Annotated in this window: 18 protein-coding genes and 2 pseudogenes; 10 read left to right on the top strand and 10 right to left on the bottom strand. The window is 66.5% G+C overall.

The window, feature by feature from the left end; genetic code table 11:
- Positions 1-75: 75 nt before the first annotated feature.
- From Q9G87_RS02295 to Q9G87_RS02285, 3 genes are all read left to right on the top strand, one after another.
- Complete coding sequence (locus tag Q9G87_RS02295; RefSeq protein ID WP_305914459.1) at positions 76-477, top strand: hypothetical protein; 402 nt, start codon at positions 76-78, stop codon at positions 475-477.
- Between the two features lie 78 nt (positions 478-555).
- The gene (locus Q9G87_RS02290; RefSeq protein WP_305914458.1) at positions 556-1578 is read left to right on the top strand and encodes an alpha/beta fold hydrolase; all 1023 of its coding nucleotides are present in this window, start codon (positions 556-558) and stop codon (positions 1576-1578) included.
- A 291-nt stretch (positions 1579-1869) separates the two neighbouring features.
- Positions 1870-2379: a signal peptidase II gene (locus Q9G87_RS02285; protein ID WP_305914457.1), complete on the top strand. Its 510-nt coding sequence runs from the start codon at positions 1870-1872 to the stop codon at positions 2377-2379.
- Positions 2380-2414: 35 nt separating this feature from the next.
- Here the strand turns inward: Q9G87_RS02285 and Q9G87_RS02280 are convergent, their stop codons facing one another.
- Both Q9G87_RS02280 and Q9G87_RS02275 read right to left on the bottom strand, forming a co-directional pair.
- On the bottom strand, positions 2415-3305 hold the full coding sequence (locus Q9G87_RS02280; RefSeq protein WP_305914456.1) for an arginase family protein: 891 nt from the start codon (positions 3303-3305) through the stop codon (positions 2415-2417).
- 190 nt (positions 3306-3495) lie between these two features.
- The gene (locus tag Q9G87_RS02275; protein ID WP_305914455.1) at positions 3496-4188 is read right to left on the bottom strand and encodes a hypothetical protein; all 693 of its coding nucleotides are present in this window, start codon (positions 4186-4188) and stop codon (positions 3496-3498) included.
- On the opposite strand from Q9G87_RS02275, the gene Q9G87_RS02270 reads away from it, so the two are divergent.
- Positions 4106-4975 carry a MerR family transcriptional regulator gene (locus Q9G87_RS02270; RefSeq protein WP_371825717.1) on the top strand — a complete coding sequence of 290 codons (870 nt, stop codon included), beginning with the start codon at positions 4106-4108 and terminating at the stop codon, positions 4973-4975. The genes Q9G87_RS02275 and Q9G87_RS02270 overlap by 83 nt on opposite strands.
- Before the next feature lie 112 nt (positions 4976-5087).
- On the opposite strand, the gene Q9G87_RS02265 is transcribed toward Q9G87_RS02270, so the two are convergent.
- The 3 genes from Q9G87_RS02265 to Q9G87_RS02255 all read right to left on the bottom strand — a co-directional run bounded on the left by Q9G87_RS02265 (position 5088) and on the right by Q9G87_RS02255 (position 7149).
- Complete coding sequence (locus Q9G87_RS02265; protein ID WP_305914453.1) at positions 5088-5327, bottom strand: prevent-host-death family protein; 240 nt, start codon at positions 5325-5327, stop codon at positions 5088-5090.
- A 138-nt stretch (positions 5328-5465) separates the two neighbouring features.
- Positions 5466-5936: a hypothetical protein gene (locus Q9G87_RS02260; protein ID WP_305914452.1), complete on the bottom strand. Its 471-nt coding sequence runs from the start codon at positions 5934-5936 to the stop codon at positions 5466-5468.
- 214 nt (positions 5937-6150) lie between these two features.
- Positions 6151-7149: a Fic family protein gene (locus Q9G87_RS02255; RefSeq protein ID WP_305914451.1), complete on the bottom strand. Its 999-nt coding sequence runs from the start codon at positions 7147-7149 to the stop codon at positions 6151-6153.
- A gap of 381 nt (positions 7150-7530) precedes the next feature.
- Here Q9G87_RS02255 and Q9G87_RS02250 point away from each other — a divergent pair, with 381 nt between their 5' ends.
- Positions 7531-8445, top strand: coding sequence for a DUF6891 domain-containing protein (locus tag Q9G87_RS02250; protein ID WP_305914450.1), 915 nt, complete (start codon positions 7531-7533; stop codon positions 8443-8445).
- 132 nt (positions 8446-8577) lie between these two features.
- On the opposite strand, the pseudogene Q9G87_RS02245 reads toward Q9G87_RS02250, so the two are convergent.
- Positions 8578-8676, bottom strand: a pseudogene (locus Q9G87_RS02245) (peptide-methionine (S)-S-oxide reductase MsrA); the annotation flags it as partial.
- A gap of 368 nt (positions 8677-9044) precedes the next feature.
- On the opposite strand from Q9G87_RS02245, the gene Q9G87_RS02240 reads away from it, so the two are divergent.
- The gene (locus tag Q9G87_RS02240) at positions 9045-9968 is read left to right on the top strand and encodes an SGNH/GDSL hydrolase family protein (RefSeq protein ID WP_305914449.1); all 924 of its coding nucleotides are present in this window, start codon (positions 9045-9047) and stop codon (positions 9966-9968) included.
- A gap of 98 nt (positions 9969-10066) precedes the next feature.
- Here the strand turns inward: Q9G87_RS02240 and Q9G87_RS02235 are convergent, their stop codons facing one another.
- Positions 10067-10192 (bottom strand): hypothetical protein, encoded by a 126-nt coding sequence (locus Q9G87_RS02235; RefSeq protein WP_305914448.1) that lies wholly within the window; start codon positions 10190-10192, stop codon positions 10067-10069.
- 372 nt (positions 10193-10564) lie between these two features.
- Here Q9G87_RS02235 and Q9G87_RS02230 point away from each other — a divergent pair, with 372 nt between their 5' ends.
- On the top strand, positions 10565-11218 hold the full coding sequence (locus Q9G87_RS02230; protein WP_305914447.1) for a class I SAM-dependent methyltransferase: 654 nt from the start codon (positions 10565-10567) through the stop codon (positions 11216-11218).
- A gap of 224 nt (positions 11219-11442) precedes the next feature.
- Here Q9G87_RS02230 and Q9G87_RS02225 read toward each other — a convergent pair whose 3' ends face one another.
- Positions 11443-12060 carry a TetR/AcrR family transcriptional regulator gene (locus Q9G87_RS02225; protein ID WP_305914446.1) on the bottom strand — a complete coding sequence of 206 codons (618 nt, stop codon included), beginning with the start codon at positions 12058-12060 and terminating at the stop codon, positions 11443-11445.
- A gap of 75 nt (positions 12061-12135) precedes the next feature.
- On the opposite strand from Q9G87_RS02225, the gene Q9G87_RS02220 reads away from it, so the two are divergent.
- The 3 genes from Q9G87_RS02220 (at position 12136) to Q9G87_RS02210 (ending at position 13810) form a co-directional block, all read left to right on the top strand.
- A complete protein-coding gene (locus tag Q9G87_RS02220) occupies positions 12136-12486 on the top strand; it encodes a cupin domain-containing protein (protein ID WP_305914445.1) in 351 nt (116 codons plus the stop codon).
- A gap of 365 nt (positions 12487-12851) precedes the next feature.
- Positions 12852-13409 (top strand): LGFP repeat-containing protein, encoded by a 558-nt coding sequence (locus Q9G87_RS02215; protein WP_305914444.1) that lies wholly within the window; start codon positions 12852-12854, stop codon positions 13407-13409.
- Positions 13409-13810, top strand: a complete 402-nt coding sequence (locus tag Q9G87_RS02210) for a hypothetical protein (RefSeq protein ID WP_305914443.1) — start codon at positions 13409-13411, stop codon at positions 13808-13810. Before Q9G87_RS02215 ends, Q9G87_RS02210 begins: the two co-directional genes overlap by 1 nt.
- Positions 13811-14142: 332 nt before the next feature.
- On the opposite strand, the pseudogene Q9G87_RS02205 reads toward Q9G87_RS02210, so the two are convergent.
- A pseudogene (locus Q9G87_RS02205) lies at positions 14143-14241 on the bottom strand (peptide-methionine (S)-S-oxide reductase MsrA); the annotation flags it as partial.
- Between the two features lie 158 nt (positions 14242-14399).
- Positions 14400-14816 carry a hypothetical protein gene (locus Q9G87_RS02200; protein ID WP_305914442.1) on the bottom strand — a complete coding sequence of 139 codons (417 nt, stop codon included), beginning with the start codon at positions 14814-14816 and terminating at the stop codon, positions 14400-14402.
- Between the last annotated feature and the right edge of the window lie 75 nt (positions 14817-14891).

Here is a 14891-nt window from a genome sequence, read left to right as displayed (position 1 = left end):
GGCCTACGCCTCGCCGGACGTCAGGCCGCCCGGACAGCCCGATGCGGCACCAGCCCCCTCCGGGAGGAGAGGGCTGTGGCTCATGTCCGCGCGCGCCTGCTCGATGCGCTGCTCCAGCACGGCGACGCGACGACGCAGCAGCACGGCCATCTCGCTGGACTCCCCGGCCACGGCGCTGAGGAGGTCCGCCTTTCCAGCGTCGCCAGCGTCGTTCTCGGAGCCGCCGCCCTCGTCGGCAGCACCGCCTCCCCCGCGGCCGCAGTGGGCAGCTGCACCAAGACCCAGCCTGGTGCCTCTGGGCGGCACGCCCAGCGGGTCCACCGCCACCTGACCAAGCCGGCGCCGACTATCCCGATCCGCGGCCGAACGCGGCTGCCGTTCGAGGACGACGGGCGCCTCGCGCTCATCCTCAGCAAGGCCCCCCGGCCTGCTCCCGGGGCGGTAGGTCGCCGGCCCTCTCGTCCCGGCATCGTATGAGGCGAAGTCTCCCCTGGTGGGACGCCAATCGCCCATCGGCTCGACGACCATGGGGGTTTATGAGAGCAGGCAAGAGCGATGCGGAAGCGTAGAGTCATCAAGATCGTCGTCTGGGTCCTTGCCGTTCTGGTCGGGGTGCCGGCCGCGGGGATCGCCGCGCTGCTTCTCTGGGACGGCGGCATCGACACTGATCCGCGCCGCGAGCTCATCCGCGGTGTCCAGATCGATCTGCGGACGGTCAGCACGCGGCTCGGCCCGGTCGAGTACGACTTATACGGCACGGAAGGTCCCGTGCTGCTGTCCCTGCACGGCGGTCTCGGCGGAGCCGACCAGGGGCGGCTGTTCGCCAGTTGGCTGCAGGATGACGGGTTCCGCGTCCTGAGCCCCTCGCGGCCCGGTTACCTCGGCACGCCGCTGGACAGTGGCCCGACCAACGAGGAGCAGGCCGACCTGCTCGCCGCACTGCTGGACGAGCTCGGCATCGATCAAGTCGGTGTGCTCGCGGTCTCGGCCGGGAGCACGGTGGGCTACACCTTCGCCGCCCGCCATCCGGATCGGGTCTGGGGGTTGGTCTCCATCGGAGGAGTGAGCAAGCCGCAGCCCGGCGGTGCGGGCTCGTCGCTGCGGAGAGCGTTCCTTACCGCCGTCGGCGAGAAGCTCACCCTGCTGACGGCCCAGGTATCGTTCGAGACCATCGTCTCGGCCACCGTGGAGGAGACCAGCACCTTCACCGGGAAGCAACAGGCGGAGCGCGTCTCGTACATCATGAACACGCCGCACGTGCGGACGTTCTTCGAAGCGATGTTCACGGTGACGTTCCCCTATCCGGAACGCTGGCCGGGCACGGACAACGACGCAGCTCAAGCGCGACGCGGCGCTTTGCCTCTGGAGCGGATCACGACTCCGACCTTGCTGATCCACGGCAGGCAGGACGGCGACGTGCCCTTCCAGCATGGGGAGTTCGCGGCAGAGCGGATACCCGGCGCGAAACGACACTGGATGGAGCACGAGGACCATCTGGGCTTCTGGCTCAGCCCGGGAGCGAGCCAGGCACAGGCGGTGGCGAGAACGTTTCTTCGGGACCACGCGCCGGGCGACTGAGTGCCTGCGCTCGGGCACCTAGCAGCAACGTCCTCGCGGGCCATCCCGACCGTGTAGATCAACCGGTCTGCGAGCCAGTCTGGAACCGGTTCTCTAGGGGGTGCTTTCTCCACTCGAGTGTGATCGGCCAGCGTGCCAAGGCGTTCGATCACCTGGCCGAGCTGGACGATCTCGGGACGCTCGGCACCCGCGATCACTATGGTGACCGAGGACGGTCGCCGGTTCGTCCGGGCGGGCGAGGATGCCAGCCTCCCTCACAACCTGAAGCATGTCTCAGCACGGAGGCCATGAATGATGCGGTTAGAGCGGGGTTCGAGTCGGCTGTACGGCATGATGTTCATGCTGGCCGCGGTGGTCCTGCTCGTGGACCAGCTCACCAAACTCTGGGCGGTCTCCGCCCTGTCCGACAGCGAGCGCGTCGCCGTGATCCCCCCTCTGATCCACTTCCGGCTGCTGTACAACGCTGGCGCCGCGTTCTCCATAGGCACCGGCGCGACATGGGTGTTCGCCCTGGCAGCGGCAGTCGCAGTGGTCGGCATCCTCTACGCGGCGCGCCGGCTGGCCTCGCCCGGCTGGGCGCTCGTGCTGGGCGTGCTGCTCGGCGGCGCGATATCCCACCTGGGCGACCGGCTCTTCCGCGAGCCCGGCTTCGCCCGCGGGCACGTCGTGGACTTCATCGACTACGGCCTGTTCGTGGGGAACGTCGCCGACATCGCACTCACCTGCGGGTGCGCCGCGATGGTGCTGCTCAGCCTGCGTGGTGTGCCGCTCGCGAAGGTACCGGGCGAAAGGTCCGCCTAGGCGTCCCCAGACGTGGGCACCTTGTCCTGGCCGGACTACGACCCTGCGCGTGCGGTGAACGCGTCGATCAAGCAGCCAGTGAGGTTACGCCGTGCCTCGCCGTCCGGGTCGAGCAAGGGGTTGTAGATCGTTACGTCGACACACGCGACCCCTTCGTCGGCCAGCAGCGTCCCCGCGAGCACGACGAACTCCCTTCGGTCCAACCCGCCGGGCACGCGGTAGTCGACCGCCGGCATGAGCACATCGTCGAGCACGTCAGCGTCGATGTGCAGCAGGAAGCCCTCGGCGCCCGTGCCGTGCAGATGAGCGAGCGCACGCTGCGCAGTGGCCTCCGCGCCGTTCTCACGCAGTTCCTCTAGGGAGACGACCAGGGCATCGGTGGCGGACAGCACCGCGCCGGTGTCCCGCCACTCGTCAGAGTCACGGTGGCCGATCAACGCTGCGGCCCGAGGGGTTACCAACGGCCGTGCCCCGCCCACGTTCGCGATCACGTCCGCACCGTGGCCGAACGCGAGATACATCTCGGAATCCGACGCCTGACCTGTCGGCGAGTCGCTGGGCGGATAGAAGTCGATGTGCGCGTCGAGAAACACCAAGCCGTAAGCGCCTCGCCGACGCAGCGCCAGCAAACTACCGAATATCACGCTGTCGTCCCCACCGAGGACCACGGGCAACCGGCCGTCCTCGATCGTGTCCGCCACGACGTCGGCCTGGCGCAGCGCCACCTCGGCCATCGCCTCGGCGTTGAGCAGCCGGCTCGGGTGAACGCGGTCCCCCGAGTACGGTGGCGCCTCCACCACCGGCCCGACGCTCGCGCCGACGGCCTCGGCCAACCCTTCATCCAGCAGCGCCGTACCGAGCCGTTCGACACCGGGTACCAGGCCCAGGTTGGTACGTACGTGAATGACTTCCGGGCGATGCACCATCCGAATTCCTCTCTTCCGGCCAGCGACCTCACCCGGTAGATGCCCCCACGTTCCTTCCCCATCAGATGGGAGCCGATGCGGTGGTGGAGGTAGACCGGCAGATCAACCACGCCGGATGCGTCGGCATGGCGGGCAAGCTGCTGCGCGTCGGTGTCCCCCGATACCACCTAGGCGGTGGAGTCTGGCCGCCTCACGCCGCAGCGACGGTTTCCGGTGTTGTGTGCCGCCCACGCAGATACCGCCCGCCCAGGATCCCGTACCAGATCATGATGGGCAGGTGGAGTGCGTACCCGAGCTGTTCCAGCGCCACCGTAGGGCCGTCGGTCCCGGTCGTCCACGGAAGCCCGACCGCGGCCAGGCCGGAAAGCGCGGCGATCATGCCGGTGACACGAAGCGTGGCCGGCATCGGGATGCCCGCCACGGCGGCGACGGTAGCGGCGACCCACAGCAGCCCGGCCAGGTTGACCGCCCATTTGGCGGTGAGCAGGACCGCCAAGGCCACTGTGGCGGCCGCCGGGGCCGCCGGGCGGGCGGCCAACTGGGTCACTGCCAGGTTGCCGGCGTCATGAAGCAGGCCCGCCAGCCCGGCGCCGGCCAGCAGGCCACCGGCAAGCGTCACCAGATACGGTCTTGACGTCTCGGCCGGGCGAGCGGCCATCACCAGCCCGGCCGCGGTCAGTGCCAGCCAGCCCAGCACGTCGAATGCCAACTCGGTCAAGTGCAGCCCGACCTGCTCGCCCACTGCGGCCAGGGCAGCGTCGGGATCGGACGGACTCAGGGTCATCCCCGATGGCACCACCATGGCCGCAGCGGCGATCATGGCAGCCAGCGAGGTCAACAGCAGCACACCGATGAGCCGGTGCCGAGGGTTCAGATCACTCATGGACAGTGACGCTAGAACCCTGACGCAGGGACAAGGTCAACATGCCGAGAGAGGCAACGTCATGTGGCGGATAGGGCAACTGGCGCGCATGGTCGGCGTATCCGAACGCACCCTGCGCCACTACGACAAGATCGGGCTGCTGACTCCCGCCGCGGTCGACCGGACCAGCGGCTACCGGTGGTACGGCGTGGCCGAGTTGTCCCGGCTCGAACGCATCCGCGGACTGCAGCGCCTCGGCCTGCCGCTGCGCCAGGTCGCCGATCTGCTGGACGCACCAGAGACGCAGCTGCGGCAGGCACTGACCGAGATCGTGACGAGCATCCGACATGACATCGCCACGCTGGCCGCGACCGCAGCCCACGCCGAGGACCACCTCGCCACACCGATGTCGATCCTGCCCCAGCAGACCGCAGTGGGCCCGCGCCGGTTACACATCCGCCACCTGCATCTCACCCATGCCGCCGAACTGGCCACCGTCTGCGCGGCACCACCGGCGGCCCTGCTGACCTGGCTTCACGGACAGCCGACGGGCGGATTCGCCGCCGCGGTGACCACCGACAGCGATGGCGAGCAACTCTCCCTGCCCGCCCGCACCGTCGTACGGGCCGTCGTCCCACCCTCAACAGATGTGGTCCGCGCCGGACAGGACCTGTTCGTCTGGCTGCACCGCCACCGCCTTGCCATCACCGGTCCCACTGTGGAAGACCACCTCATCGACGCCGACGGCGCCCATGCCATCGTCCTTGAGGTGTCCGTGCGTCCACGGCAGCACACCCACGCCGCTTGATCAGCTCCCAAAGGCGCGAGCATCAGCCAGGGGAACTCCCTCTTGGACACCGTGCAGACCGCGCCCCCAACCACCTGCACGGCCTTCCCGCACAAGTTTGCTCATACACGACTCACTCGTCGTCCGGGATGGCGGCCAGCGACTCACGAGTCTGCCCGAAGGCGGCGAGCACCTCATCGAGCAACACCCGCTCCCCCGTGTCCGTGACCGACCGGACCAGCACAAGCGCCAGATCCCGCAGATCAGCCGCGGCCTCCTCCAACTCATTGAGCCGGCGGATGCTCACCACGGCCGCCCCCGGCTGGTGCCGACGGGTGACCACCAGATCAGTCCCCTGCTTCGCATCAGCCACCAGGCGGGCAACCCCTCGCTGGGCCGCTTCAGTGACGGCACAGCTCTTCCCGGCCCCTGACCGCGTCGCTGGTACCGAACCGGACATCCCACTCGCCATCCGGCGGTGGCACCGTAACTCGATCTCCGCGCTTCGGGCTCATACCGAAACCTGCACCCGCCCGAAGTCCCCGCTCGTGGGCTTGCGAGCCTCGGCGTAGTGCGCAGGGTCGGCCTTGATTCTGGCGGTGGCCCGCCAGCCCGCGATGACCTCCTCGGTGGTCGCATCGACATCCAACTCGGCCGCATCCGAGAGCGCCTCGACCAGTTCCAGAGTGAAGTCGCGCAGTTCGTCCGGAGATAGGTGGCGAACCCAAGGAAAGACCTCCGGCATGGCTATGACCAGCGCACGCGCGGTGGGATCATGCTTGATCAAGGCAAGGAAGAGCCGAGACGCGGTGGCCAGCGTCCGTTCGCGCTCCTCTTCACGATCCGCCGCGCTCAGGTAGAAGTCTGGAGCGTCCCGATGTGTGACACGCACACGTCCCAGGCGTGCCGCGCGCTCGGCGACCGCTCGGGGATTTCTCGACAAGTCGGAAAAGGTCACTGCGTCGGCATGGCTGGTGCTCACGCCATGAGCGTATGTCAGAACACATTCTGATGTGACGACTCGCCCAGGCTGTGCGCCAGACCGCCGGCCACGTGGCCGTCCACGTACCGGACAGACCGGCATCAGATGCGGTTCCAGGTCACCGAGATGCGGAGCACTCAGCCGCTCCAGACCGTAAACACGCAGGCTGCGAAGCAGCTATCCGATGATCAGAGAATGGCCTGGGAGCCACCAGTCACGAGCGGCGATGCCTGGACTTGAGGTAGTCATTCACCCACTTCTTGCTGCTGCGCCACATACCGTCGTCCCCTTTGACCGCACGGAGTCGTCCCCGCGCGGCAGCGACCCGGAGCGCGTTTTCGGTCACATCGTGCGTCGCGAGAGCGGGTAGAGGGACAAGCTTGACCGGACCGGCCACCGCTGGCATGACGAAACGGTACAGATTCGTCGTCACGCTTCGTGCGACGAGTTCACCCAATGGGCCGAACTCCTCGTTGTCGGCTCGACGCATCGCCTGGAGGTACTTGTCGCGGTCGCGCTTATAGATGATCGCTGGGGGATATCCCGTTCGGCAAAGTATCAAGTTGAGCACCAACCGGCCCGTCCGTCCATTGCCATCGAGAAACGGGTGTATCTGTTCGAACCGGTTATGGACACGGGCCAAGCGTTCGGGGAGTGCTTCGTCGGACTCAGCGCGAAGGTCGTCGACCGCCTTTATCCAATCCCGCAGCTGAGGGTCGACTTCTGGCCACGGTGGCGGCTTCATACCTCCCGGGAACTTGGCGATCTCGTGCTGCCGGAAGTTGCCCGGCGACTCGGCAGGGGCCGCATGCGGGTGGGGTGCTACGGCCCACACGAGCGACATGGCTGTGTGGTGTATCTGACGGATCTCCTGAAGCGTAATGAGATCTCCGTTTTGCCAGTCTCCCGGCTCCAGCGCTTGCCCGTACACCCACTTCGCGGCGTCGCCGTAGCCCTTCACCTCCATGTAGTCCCTGAGCGGCTTCGCACCGACTGCCCGCCCTTCCTCCAGGAGCTTCTCCACCTCTTGCAACACAAGGGTGTTGCCCTCGATCGCAGTGCTGTTGTGGGCTTCTTGATGCCAGATGTCGGACCAGATGTCCTCCGCCTCAGTGGGGGAAGGCAAGCCACCCAAGCGGTCACGCAGCTCTCGAACGGCCTCCTCGAGGCGCTGATATACAGTCGCCCTGGACGGCCTGCCCGGTCCCGACACCGATGCTCCCAAGATTTTGTTCGGCTGGATCAGATTAACCGTACCGAACAAACTCAGCTCAAGTTGTTCGTCTCGGCAAAAAAAAGCGAACCGAACAACTCACCTTGCCACCGGGGCCATGCAGGGTGCCCGCGCTCAGCCCGCCCGTGCGCGCCATCCACACTCCTCATGCAGCCCGGGTGCCGATTTGACGTAACGAAACCGCTCCGCCGCCTCATCACGCAGTGACTGTGGGGTCGGCCCGGATTCGGCCTCATTGGCCTGAAGCGCTTCCTCCAGGAGATCCCGCTCGACCTGGCATTCCAAGATCAGCCCGGCCCTGGCCGGAGGACGGTCCGGCATGGTTTCTCCTTCGGAGAGTGGTGTGCCAGGGTGGGCGGCATGTTGGCGATCACTGTGGTGACCGAGGACGGCCGCCGGCTCGTGCGGGCAGGCGAGGAGGACATCGCCGGACTGGTCGATGGGCTGGGGTCGCGGAACTCCAGGTTCCTGATCCTTCAGCGGATCCCTGACCTGCCGGACGTCTTCATGCAGGTGTGGCATGACGGAGGCGACTATACGCTCGAGCATCGTGAAGGCGGGGCCGACCGGCACTTCCAGGTGATCCTCGACAGGCCCGAGCCGGTGATCGCAGCCATGACCGCGTGGGCGCACCAGGAGGACAGCTGGCGATCCATGCTCGCCTGGACCCCGTTGGACCTGGGTACGCCCGAGCCGACTCCGCCGCTCGACCTGGAAGAGGACGATCGTGCCACCCTCGAGGCGCGCATTCGAGAAGTGATCTTAGGCGGGTATGCGACCAGGGCGGAGCTGGCCGAGATCGCGGAGGAGTACCTGGTGTCAGGCGATCACCGGCCTGTCTCTCCTGAACAGGCCCGCGAACTGGCCGACCGGCTGTGGCTGGAGCACGTCGAGGTGCAGAGCGCCTGGGAGGGCGAGACCGACCCCGAACGACTCACCCGCGCCTTCACAGCCTTGGCGGACGCCGGCATCACGGCCAAGGAGAACTTCACCTGCTGCCATTCCTGCGGCCGGACGGAGATCCGCGACGCGGGCTCACTAGACGCCCGGGGCTACGTCTTCTTCCACAGCCAGTGCACGGACGCCACCGCGGCCGGCCACGGCCTGACCCTCCTGTACGGCGGCTTCGACGGCCCGCCGGCCACCACGGCGGCCATCGGCCGTGACGTCGTGGCCGCGCTCAGGCAGGCCGGCCTCCCCGTCGAATGGAACGGCGATCCGGATCAGGCCATCACCGTCACGCCGATCGACTGGCGCAGACGCCTCATCGGCTGACCTCAGCCCGACGGGCAGCCGACAGCCACGCAGAATCCCAAGTAAGGCGACCGGCTGATCGTAGATGTCCATGCCACGCGTGGTCATCGGGAAAAGCAGGTCCAGGTGGCCAACAGCACGGAACCGATTTTCTCACTCGCTGGCAGGCGCGATGCCCACCGGACAGGAAATCCCGGTGCCGCCGATACCGCAGTAACCGTTCGGCACTTTAAACAAGTACTGCTGGTGGTAGCACTTCACGTCAGGCGACAATCAAGTATCTGATCTTGAATTCTTGATCGAGGATCGCGGAGAGAGCGCCGGCAGCACGGCGCGGGGCGGCGGGTCGGCCGCGGTGGGCACCGACACGTAAGCGACCGGCCTTCCTGACCGACGATCAAGTGCGCGTCACGGGCCGGGCCGGGCTGTCTGACTACTCTGCGGGCCGAGCATCCACCTTCGATCAGCACCGCCGTTCCGGATGGAGAACGTCGGCGCGCGAGCCGGCAGCACCTCTGCTTCCGACGCCTACCGAAGCGCACTGTGCACCTCGAGATATTCAACGCACGAAACACACTAATTCACACGGATTTTATATGGCATATCATTAAGATGCCGACATGAAATCATTACTAGCGGTTCTCGCCATCGGCACGATAAGTGTATTACCCACCACGGCCGCCGCCGACGCCGAATCCACTGCGTCGCTGAACGTAGTGGCGATGGGTGACTCCTATGGGTCCGGCACAGGCGCCGGCAACTACGAACCGGGCACCGAGGGAGGCTGCTTTCGGAGCGCCAACTCTTACTCCTCGATCATCGTCAACGAACTCCGCCAGCGGGGCAAGCAGGTGAATTTCACGAACGTCACCTGCAGCGGCTCGGCGATCAGAACACTACGGGAATCGTTCAAAGGCGAGCTCCCTCAGTTCGACGCGCTCAAGCGCAACACCAACGTGGTCATGCTGAGCATCGGCACCGGCGATATCGACTTCGCCGGATTCGGCGGACTGTGCATCCAGGCGGACTGCTCCGGCGCGCCCGCCACGACGATCAGAGGCCTGCTGCCGGCCATGGGCGAGAAGCTGAAGGCTCTCCTGATCGACATCAAGGCCCGCAGCCCGCGCGCCAAGATCGTGCTGACCGGGTACGGACAGCAGGTCACACCAGGCGAGAACGCCCAGGGCGTCCCGCTGGACCCGATCTGCGACAGCCAGGTGTTCAGCGCGCAGGAGCGACTGGAAGGCAACCAGGTCGCGAGAGAACTCGACGCGACGCTGAGGAATGCCGCGTGGGCCGCCAAGGCGCAGGGGGTCAACGTCCGGTTCGTCAGCCCCTATGTGAATTCGGTCGATCTCCGGCCCGACTTCGAGGGCCATTCGCTGTGCCAGGCCGAGCCGCCCTTCTACCGAGGCTTCGACGCACTCGCTCCGGGCCAGGAGGGCATCGACGCGGTTCTGCACCTCAACCAGCAGGGACAGGCGGCCATGGCCGACCTCGTCCAACGCAAGATCCCCGTCCTCGCCAGCCCATCTACGCTCTGAAGGTCGTTCGATCGCAGGATATGTCTCGGCCCCGGAAATGCGGGAGCTCCGGGGCCTTCACATACGACGGGTCGTCATTCGTCCGCAGGGGCGATGCCCTACCGGGCAGACACCTTGGTGCCACCGACGTCCGCGTGCTGCCTACGCAGATACCGCCAGCCCAGGACCCCGTACCAGATCATGATGGGCAGGTGGAGCGCGTACCCGAGCTGTTCCAGCGCCACCGTAGGGCCGTCGGTCCCGGTCGTCTACGGAAGCCCGACCGCGGCCAGGCCGGAAAGTGCGGCGATCATGCCGGTGATACGAAGCCCGGCGGGCATCGGGACGCCCACTTACTGCTGGCCCTGTTCCCGGCTACCTGACCGAGATTCCGAAGAACTTCCTGCTCACCAAACGCGACGCGCGGAGGCACGTGGACCCCATGAGGCAGACGAACACGGCTACAAGATCAGCGACAAGCTCACCACACCGTTGGCGCTGAACCCGTGCGGGCATCAGCGCGCCGACGACCGCGACCGGGTGGCAGCCCGCACGATTTGCGCGAGGCGTGACAAGCAAGATCACAGTCTGCCAGACAGGGCATAGTATGGCTCGCCATGACCGAGCCGGACTTCTCCACCGCTACCCGCGCCGCGTACGACGCCGTCGCCACCCGCTACGCCGAGGAGATCCCTGAGCGTTACCACTCCAGCCCACTCGGCCACGCGATGATCCCGGTTTTCGCCGAGCTGATCCGAACCACCGGCGACGGCCTGGTGGCGGACGTGGGATGCGGCCCCGGCCACGTCACGGCGCATCTGCATTCCCTCGGCGTGAACGCCTTCGGCGTCGACTTCTCACCGGAGATGATCGCACTCGCCCGCGTTGCTCATCCGAAGCTGCGCTTCGAGGTGGGGCTGATGGATGCTCTTGCGGAGGACGACGCTTCCCTGGCCGGGGTTCTGGCCCACTACTCGATCATTCACACCCCGCCCGAACGACTCTCCGGAACACTCGCCGAGTTCCACCGCGTGCTGGCGCCCGGCGGCTATCTGCTGCTCGGATTCCAGGCGTACGACGATCCCGACGAGTTGGCCGAGGCGTTCGACCACCTTGTGTCACTCGCCTACCGGTATTCGCCCGACCGCGTAGCCGAACTACTGCTCACGGCGGGGCTCGCCGAGGTGGCCCGGCTGGTCATCGCCCCGAGTGAGGACCCCAAGCGGAGCTTTCCGCAGGCATACCTCCTCGCCCGCCGCACGGAACACTAACGATCACGGCCGAGGCACTGAGCGCAGACAGGGGGTTGATCGGGGGTATGAGATCAGAATTGATCTCGGCAGTCTTCGGTCTGCGTTAGACCGGTAGGACAAGCGTTGGACAACTTACCTCCGAAACGTTGAGCCGTTCGGCAACCGCGATCACGGATGCGTCGACCAGTTCACCCCAGGAACCGGCCCCGCCGCCAAAGTTCGGAGTCGGATGGGTAAGGCTACTACTGTGAGGGTGCCGCGCCGGCGAGCGCCGCTTGCAGCAGGGCGTGTGCCGACCAACGCATGGTTTCCACCGCCTCCTCACGGGAGAGGCCGGCGATGTCGGTGAGCCATATCAGCGCTTCGATGCCGCTGGCGGATCGGATCGCCACGGCGAGCCGATGCACATCGATCTCGGGGTTGGTCTCGCGCAGGGGCGCCAGGGCGTCCTCGATCCAGCCGATGGCTCGCCCTCCGCGGAGAACCGGCCGGTCCGTGTCGGGGGCCGGTTCGAGCGACAGGCGCAGCGAGGTGCGCAGCTGCGGTTCCCACTCGACCGTTATCCGGGTGAAAGCCTCCATTACCAGGTCGAGCCGGGCCTGCGGATCGCTGGGCGCATGCTCAGGCAACAGCGACTGCTGCTGGGTCTCGGGATGTGCGGCAAGCAGCAGTGTGCGCTGGTTGGGGTAGTACCGATACGCCGTCGTCCGGGAGATCCCTGCTGCGGCTGCGGCCTGCTCCACGGTGGGAATGACTCCCTGTGTCAGCAGCTCACGCGTGGCCGAGATGAGCGCTTGGCGCGTGCGAGCCTTCTGCTGATGACGGCCACCCAACTCATATGGTACTGACATGCCCATCATGGTATCTTCGTCCCATGGGACTTGAGTCCCATAACGGCGTCAGTGCTCTGACGAAGCAGACCGGGTGATGCGCTCATGGACCACGATCCCACCACGACGAATCCCGACCTCTACAAACTGATCTTCGAGAACGAGCGCATCCGTGTACTGGAATACAAGGACAAGCCGGGCGACAAGACCACACCCCACCGGCATCCCGATAGCGTCATGTACACGCTGAGTTCCTTCAAGAGAAGGGTTGCGGCCGGCACCCGGCAGGTGGATGTCGAACTCCAAGCCGGGCAGGTGCGATGGGTCGGCGCTCAAGAGCATTCCGGCGAGAACATCGGGGACACCGACACACACACGATCTTCGTTGAGCTGAAGGAGCCGCTCGCGAGCGGCTCGCCAACCCCTGACAGCCCGCTGGGGCCCAGTACCACCTGATCAGAACCAGGTCACGCAGGTCGCGGCCTTCACGTGGACTGCTGCAGCGTCCCCACCAGCTCATCACGTGCCCGCCCAGCGTTGGCATCGTCGCCCTCACATCGATCGACAGATCAAGCAACGGCAGCCGCAAGCCGGCCGACGAGCCGATCCCACTCCAATCCACTCCTCCCCGGGCCTCGTCGGGATGCCAACAGCAACTGAGCCCTTCACCAGGGGGCAAGGGCGCGCTCATGCATCAGACCATGCGCGCCCCTGGGCCGGCCGCCGCACGCTTGGCGCACCCCGAAGAAACCTCACCACACCACCAGAAACGAGATGATCACATCATGCCAAGTGTTGGCACCAGCCGTACATCCGCAGCAGTGACCTTACGCTGCGCGGTGTCGGTCAGCACCCCGCTCGCGCTGGCCGCAACGCTGTACGCCGGGGTCCCCGCCCATGCCGGCACCACCACGGCGGCCGTGATGAGCGCCTGCCGCATCCAGCCCTACGGCCTGATCGGCGCCCGGTGGATCGAGCTCGGCGGCGAGAACAGCGCACTGGGCTGCCCGCGCACCTCCGAGGTGGACGTCTACCTCAACGGCGTCTGGGCCGGACGCAGGCAGAACTTCCTTCGCGGGCAGATGGTCTGGTCACCCCGGCAAGGGCCCAAGATGGTGGTGTCGGCCTGGTCGATCGGCGGATACGCCTACGTCGACTGGCGCACGACCGCCCCCCGCTCCTACGACCGCTTCCTCGTCCGCTGGACCAGCGCCGCGGACAGAGCCGGAACACAGCGAGACATAGGCGGAGGCACCAGCGGCCGGATGCGGGTCCGCGTGATGACCACCAGCGCCTACCGATTCATCGTCGAAGGCTGTGACAACGGAACCTTCAGCTCCAGTTGCAAGCAGGGCTGGACCCTGTCGGTGACCGCCTGATGGCAATGATCTCCAGGAACGCCCTGGTGGCTATCGCGCTCGTCGTCTCGTCCGGCTGCGGCCAGGCGGGAGCCGGCCCACGCTCACCGAGCCCACCACCCGGGGACGGCCAGAGTGCAACCTCGGCACCCGCCCAGGACTCCTGCGGCGAGACCCCCGACAAGGTCAGGCAGCGTGCGCAGCAGCCCGAAATCGAATCGGTCACCATGCAGGGCCAGTGCACGCTGGTGTCGATCGAGACCACCCTCGGCGACGGCGAGTCAAGCGCAGCACAGAAGATCTGCGACTCAGCAGCCGAGGTGGCCTACACCGGCGACACCAACTCCATCAGTGTGTACGGCAGATCCGGCAAGGAGCTCTCCGTGGGCATCGCCGGCGCCAAGTGCCTGGCACAACCGTGAATCGCTCCACGCCCTGGTGGAGGCACCAAGAGGCGCCCTCTTGCGCCGGGGGATGTTCTTCCTGGAGCTCTTGTCGTTCTCACCGTAATCGTTGCGGCGATCCTTGGCGTAGCTCAACCAGCTTGAGGGCCGTGGGGCGAGCGAGATTCAAGTCTCGCTCCACCCATCGACTTTCGTAGGCTCCGATGTCGGCCGCCAGCGCCTACAGGTGGAGATCGCCTCCACGGCTGGGCAGCCAGCCTGGATGGGCGCCATAGCACGGTCGTTGCCTTTCGCCACTTACGCAAGGGACAACGACTCACGATCTTGCTGGGCGTGTGAGAGTCGTCAGATCACTCGCCAGCAGGCGCGACACCTACCGGGCACGAGACTCCGGTGCCACCGATACCGCAGTAGCCGTTCGGCACTTTAAACAAGTACTGCTGGTGGTAGCACTTCTCTCCAGGCAATAGACGTGCGGCCGAATGGTGCTTCGACCGGTACTCGGCCCACAAGTCGACGGCCTCTTGGAGATCAAGAGCGGCAATGTCCTCCCGGGCCATCCCCACCGTGTAGATCAACGGGTCCGCGAGAAATCCCCGGCACTCGCTCAGGCCTTGCGGAGCCCGGCGAACTGCAGGCCGGTGAATCCCGCCACCACCGCCGCCTGGGCGATCACGAAGGCGGTGCCCAGACCCGTCACCGGGAACCAGCCTGCGATCAGTATCTCCGCGCTGGCCGCCACCCAGGCCACGTTGACCGCCATCACCGCGATCACCGCCGCCCTGTTCACCACCGGGCGAGCGGCAAGGTAGAGGAGGGTCGCGGCGAAGGCGACCAGGAAGGCGCCGACCGGCACGAGGAAGGCGGCGGGCAGGCCGAACATCGAGCCGAAGATCGCCGCGACGGTCAGGAAGACGAGGCCGTTGGCGCCCGACCCGATGGCGTCCTGCCTCAGCGCGAACCGCAGCAGCTTGGCCTCGGCGGTGGATTCCGGAGTGGTGGGTGCGGCGGCAATGGCGGCCATGATCAGATCCTTTCGTCGTGCGGGACGCCGTCGTCCCTGTGCCAACGAAATTACGCAGGCCAGTGCCCCGCCGAA

This window comes from Nonomuraea turcica, assembly GCF_030718205.1.
GTDB lineage: Bacteria > Actinomycetota > Actinomycetes > Streptosporangiales > Streptosporangiaceae > Nonomuraea.
The sequence above is the reverse complement of the archived record's forward strand: the minus strand, read 5'-3'. Positions and strand labels throughout refer to the sequence as shown.